The organism is Pseudoalteromonas sp. S558, assembly GCF_005886635.1.
In the GTDB taxonomy this organism is placed as follows: domain Bacteria; phylum Pseudomonadota; class Gammaproteobacteria; order Enterobacterales; family Alteromonadaceae; genus Pseudoalteromonas; species Pseudoalteromonas aliena.
Window position 1 is genome coordinate 1 of the sequence record NZ_PNDU01000385.1, and the last position, 3,950, is coordinate 3,950.

The 3,950-nt window shown below is 36.9% G+C and carries 2 protein-coding genes; one reads left to right on the forward strand and one right to left on the reverse strand.

Features of this window, described 5'->3' with window-relative positions; genetic code table 11:
* Positions 1-137 precede the first annotated feature (137 nt).
* Positions 138-1,952, reverse strand: a complete 1,815-nt coding sequence (locus CWB66_RS19765; protein WP_138586690.1) for an alpha/beta hydrolase family protein — start codon at positions 1,950-1,952, stop codon at positions 138-140.
* A gap of 137 nt (positions 1,953-2,089) precedes the next feature.
* Here CWB66_RS19765 and CWB66_RS19770 point away from each other — a divergent pair, with 137 nt between their 5' ends.
* Positions 2,090-3,889: a winged helix-turn-helix domain-containing protein gene (locus tag CWB66_RS19770; protein ID WP_171037544.1), complete on the forward strand. Its 1,800-nt coding sequence runs from the start codon at positions 2,090-2,092 to the stop codon at positions 3,887-3,889.
* Positions 3,890-3,950 lie beyond the last annotated feature (61 nt).

The following is a 3,950-nucleotide window of genomic DNA, read 5'->3' on the forward strand; positions in this document are numbered from 1 at the left end:
ACCTGAACTCTGGTTAAAAGATTTTCAGTGAAAACAGGGCGAATTTACGCGTCAATAGCGGGCCTATTGCAAGTAAAATCAACGCAGTTAGCGCTGAAAATAGCCGCTCGAGATAGATTTATTATCCAGAGTTCAGGTTATTTACTTTTTATATTTTTTATTGCTTTTAAAATGTCGTCTGGGCGCTGAAAAACTGCCATATGATCGCTATTACTCAGCGGTATATATTGCCCTCCCGATTGCTCGCTAATTTGCTGGCTCCATAAAGAGCCCTCTTGTTGCCATAAGACTAAATCATCAATGTATCCTGGCTCTGCATTTTTAATATCATACGATTCAAAATCAGTATCTATAACGGAGATTGGAGTAGATTTGGCTATATCAGCACTAATAACACGGTTTAAATCATCATGATAATTCATGATCTCTCTTGCTCGAGTTACTTGTTTATCAATTTGAGTACGGCTTTGGCTTATTAAATCAAAATACAGCCAATCCATCTCTGCTTTATATTGTGAAGGGATGAGTGTTTCAACCGTTGTGCGCTCATCAGTTAATTTATCTCGAGTCCTTTGCGTCCAATTACCTTCCTCTATATGTGTTATCAAAGCATCTCCCGTATCTCTAAACCAATATACGGGCCAATCTTGGTACAAACTAATAGAGTGTGGCAACAAAATATCAGGGTCAATCCACACCATACCGTTAAGGCCAGTTACAAATTGTGAATCCGGTGAGTTCTGCCATAAATGAGCCAAAATATTTGCGCTGGCAAAGCTAACAATAATTAGCTCCTTTTCATTAAGCAGCCCCAACGTTTTATCTAATGCAGGTACAAAGGAAGTATACGATGGTTGCTCAGCAGAGCTACTAAAACCATTTCCAAAGCGTTCTATGACGTGTACACGATGAGTTTTTGCTATCAATGGCTGCAGTAATGAAAACCAAGCACTGTCACTATGAAAGTTTTTATTAAAGCCTGATAAAAGAATAATCGCAGGCCCCGAATGTTCAAGACCCATGCTACGTACGTGTACATCTTTTTTTTGTTGCTGATCAATACGGTATAGTTTTGAATAGGTATCGAGTTTAGTTCTACTTACTGTATCAAAAAAGCTAACTACTTCATTCGTGGTGCTAAAGTCATTAAAAACCCAACTATGCCCACCCCCTTCAATTGCCACCAATTGGTTAATATAAGTCTCGTTTTTAAATAGATACTTAGCGACTGTTTGGTTTTTTTGTAATTGTACATCCGCATCTATGCCGTTTGCTTTAGCTATTAATTCAATAGCAAGTGTACTTGGAATTAACCCAAAGTTTGAATATGCCCTCCCCTCAAAAGGTAAAGACTGGTCATTTGTTCCGTGTACCATCATGTAGTTGGTGTGATTTACTATCTCGCATCGTTGAGACAGCTGCTCTGACATAGGCGAGGCAACTGATGCTATGGCCGCAAACTTTAAACTACTATTACACATTAAATTTTGTGTAAATAAACCTCCTTGAGAAAACCCGACCGCAAAAAGCTCTCCATCAATAATGTTGTATTTAGCTTTAACATCATCAACAACATTTTCGACAAACGCCAAATCATTAATACCTAATCGATGAGGTTTATTACAGTCGCATCCTTCATTCCACTCTTCAACTTTTGATTGTGGGTAAACAACTATATAATTTTCTGATGCAGATTCAAACGCAGCCATACTCTGCATGTTTTTAGCGCCCTGCCCAGAGCCATGAAAGGCCAGTAAAAGCTTATAAGACTTTTTCGCATCAAAATTATTACTTGGCATTGCAATATAATAGCTTCGGTTATTTAAATTAATTTTTGTTAAATTACTGGGTTCTGTGCCCGTCAGTTTTGAGTCTTTGTTGGTACCATTACAGCCCATTAATAATAATGTAACCGCCATTATTTTTAATAATAAATATAAATAAACACGCATTTTCTTTACTCTTATTAAATATGAGTGAGTAGCAAATCATGTATTTACTTAGTACGGCCATCGTTGGCGCTTATGTTTTTGTTATATTTATGTTATGTTTAAAAAACCGATGTAATTTCAATACCATAGAGAACCCTATGGCTGTCCGTATTTCGGCCGTTATTTTTGACGAAGAGCAACGAACATTAAAAAGTGACAGTCAAACTAGAAAACTTGAACCAAAAGTGTTCAGTTTATTAACGGCTTTACTAGCAGCCAATGGGAAAATTGTCACTCGAGACCAACTCATAGTTGAAGTCTGGAATAATCGGGTTGTAGGCGAAGGTGCAATCAACCGAACCGTGTCTTTATTAAGAAACCATTTTTCAGCGTTCACTGATGAGACCATTATTGAAACTGTGCCTACTCAAGGATATCGGTTAGTTGCTACTGTAACGAATACAGATATTTCGCACGATAAAATGCCTGCTGATCAAAAGGTTGCTTTTAAAAGCCAATTATTTAAAAAACCTGTGCGCAATATCAAAAAAGCATCAATTATTGCAGTTACTATAGCCCTGCTATTGATTGCTCTTTTAAGCACCGCCTCCAAAGTTAAAAACTTAACCACACCGAATCAATTATCACTTGTTAGTGCACCATTGGTCGGTTTGCAAGGCAGAGAATACAAGCTATCAGCAACCCAATTTGGAGGGCTCATTTTATTTCATCATCTTGATGAGGATGACCGTCAATCGATCTATTTATACAATACAAAAACACATGCTCAAAACCAGATACTCACCAACTCGTTAGCGGCTATAAGCGCTGATGGAAAACGTATTGTTTATGCAACACATCTTAATGAACAATGTTTAATTTCGATTTATTATGTACTCACAAAGCAAAAACAATCTTTATTCCCATGCGATGAGCCTCCCACTTCATTAGTATGGGGAGAAAATAACACCTTTTACTTCAACAAGCGTTTTAGTAAATCTCATCCATATCAAGTATATAGCTATAATGTAAACACAAGTAGATTAAAACAGATTACAAACCCGAATAGTAAGAATAATACCAAAGGTGATTTTGATTTTTCCTACAACCATCATAACAACCAACTCGCTATTATTCGTTATATAAGCGAAAGCCAATCAACAATAATTATAAAGCTTGAAGAGCAGCAACTAAACAAACACACAGTGAACCTTCGTCTTAAAAACTTGGTATGGCACCCAAATGGTAATACATTAATTATTGCCGACACCAATAGGCTTTTTTCACTAGATACGACTAACGGCCAATATACACTTCTTAAGCAATTAGATTTTACAATTAGTTCTTTAGCGGTTATTCCAACCAAATTGAATGCCTCGCTATTAGTAAGTAGTCTTGATGTCGTAAGCGAAATTGTAAAGTATAACACTCTAAACCACAGTCAACATGTGTGGCAGCAAAGTGCGCGTACAGAGCTTCTTCCCCGTATGCAGGCTCACACACAGACTTTTTTATCTACGCGTTATAAAAGTCACCATTTTTGGAGAGTTAAAAACAACAAAGCCCAATTAATTGATATCGATTTTCCCTTTGACTTACAGTTTGTCCGCTACGAACTGTCTGATGATGGCAGTCGTATTTTATTTACTAAGCACGGCGATGTTTTTGAACTAGATTTAAATAAAAATACCTATCAAAAAGTATTTATTAAAAACCGCAGTAGTTATGTTGCTAATTACGACGCACACAATAACATTATTTATAGCGGCAACTATTCTGGACAATGGCAACTGTGGTTGTATCAACGAAGTACAGACAAACACACTCAATTAACCTTAAATGGAGGCTACAGTGGCAGAATTGTTGATCAATACCTCTATTACTCAAAATTTAATGTAGATGGCTTGGTAATCCCCCCATTTTTAATGGAGGCTATCTGTAGAATTTCCGTTGTTTAACTTTTCCAGCTTTTGTATGGGTGTTATGCCACCTATGCCCATATTAGGGCGTTCATTATTT